Source organism: Telmatospirillum siberiense (genome assembly GCF_002845745.1).
GTDB classification, from domain to species: Bacteria; Pseudomonadota; Alphaproteobacteria; order Rhodospirillales; family Magnetospirillaceae; genus Telmatospirillum; species Telmatospirillum siberiense.
Genome location: NZ_PIUM01000007.1, coordinates 1 through 1212, shown reverse-complemented (window position 1 = coordinate 1212; position 1212 = coordinate 1). Strand labels below are relative to the sequence as shown.

Annotated in this window: 1 protein-coding gene; it reads right to left on the bottom strand. The window is 66.2% G+C overall.

Translation table 11 applies throughout. The features are described from left to right. Positions 1-3 precede the first annotated feature (3 nt). On the bottom strand, positions 4-1212 hold a 1209-nt coding region (locus CWS72_RS27740), incomplete at its 5' end, for a ShlB/FhaC/HecB family hemolysin secretion/activation protein (protein WP_101250153.1).

Here is a 1212-nt window from a genome sequence, read left to right as displayed (position 1 = left end):
CCTTCAGAACTCGCTCCACAGCCGGAAGGTCAGGCGCGGGTCATAGCGTTTGGTCGAACTTTGGCCGAGCAGCGGCACCGCGAAATCGGCCGAACCGTTCAGGTAATCCCAGAACTTGCCGCGCGTGCCGACGCCGATGCTGGCCAGATCGAAGGCCGAATGCTCCTCGGCCAGGGCGTCGTGAACGGCCAGATGTCCGCCCTCGGCGAAGGTGTAGAGGCGCCATTCGTTGATCACCGCGTCGCCCAGCCAGCGGCTCAAGGACGGGCTGCGCAGCTCCACCGAGGCCAGCGCCGCCGAATCCCCCAGAACCTCGCTCTCCAGGTAGCCGCGCACGCTATCCAGGCCGCCGGCCGAATATTCCTCGTTGGAGATCAGCGCCGCGTTGGCCGCCTGTCCCTGCACTTTGCCGAACAGTTGCAGCCCTTCCGGCAAATCCTGCGTGCGCGAGACATCGCCGCGGAAATAGATGAAGTCGCCGCCCGACTTGTAGCGCTTGTTGTCGAAGGCGCCCGGACCGCTGCCCAGGCCGCGGAAGCCGAAAGTCACCCCGGCATTGGCCTGGGTCAACGTGCCCTCCCCCTGCCAGGTGCCGCTCCAGGTCGTCGTCACCGGCCAGTAGGTGATCGGCGTCTCGTAGCCGCTGCCCCCCGTGCTGACCGCCTCGTGGAAGTTCTTGTAGTCGGGACCCGTCGACAGCGTATGGAAAAACCCTTCCTCGCCGGGCAGGGTGATCACCGCCCGCGTCCCGATCACCTGGCCCCGCCCGGCCACGTCCATGCTGCCCAGGCTGTTGACGTTGCTGTCCTGGTTCACCCCGTAAAGCAGGAAGCTCACCTCGCTCCAGCCCGGCACCCGCGCCAGATAGGACCCCGAGAACACCTTGGCGTCCTTCGGGTTCTCCGGCGCGATCTGGTAGCTCACCGACAGCGAATGGCCCAACTGCCACAGATTGTCGTAATGCAGCGTGCCGTTCAGCCGCAGCCGCGTCGTGTTCGCCGAATAGCGGTCGTTCAGCTCCAGGCTGCCGTGCAAGGGAAGCTTGTCCTCGACGGTCAGATCGACATCCACCGTCCCCGGCGTCGTCCCCGCCCGCAAACTGGGCGTCACCTTGCGGTCGGGAAGCTGGTTCAACGCCACGATGTCCCGCGACACCGCGTTGAAATCCGGAACCGTCCCCTCCGTCAGCGACGGCGCGTCCGCCTTCACCGC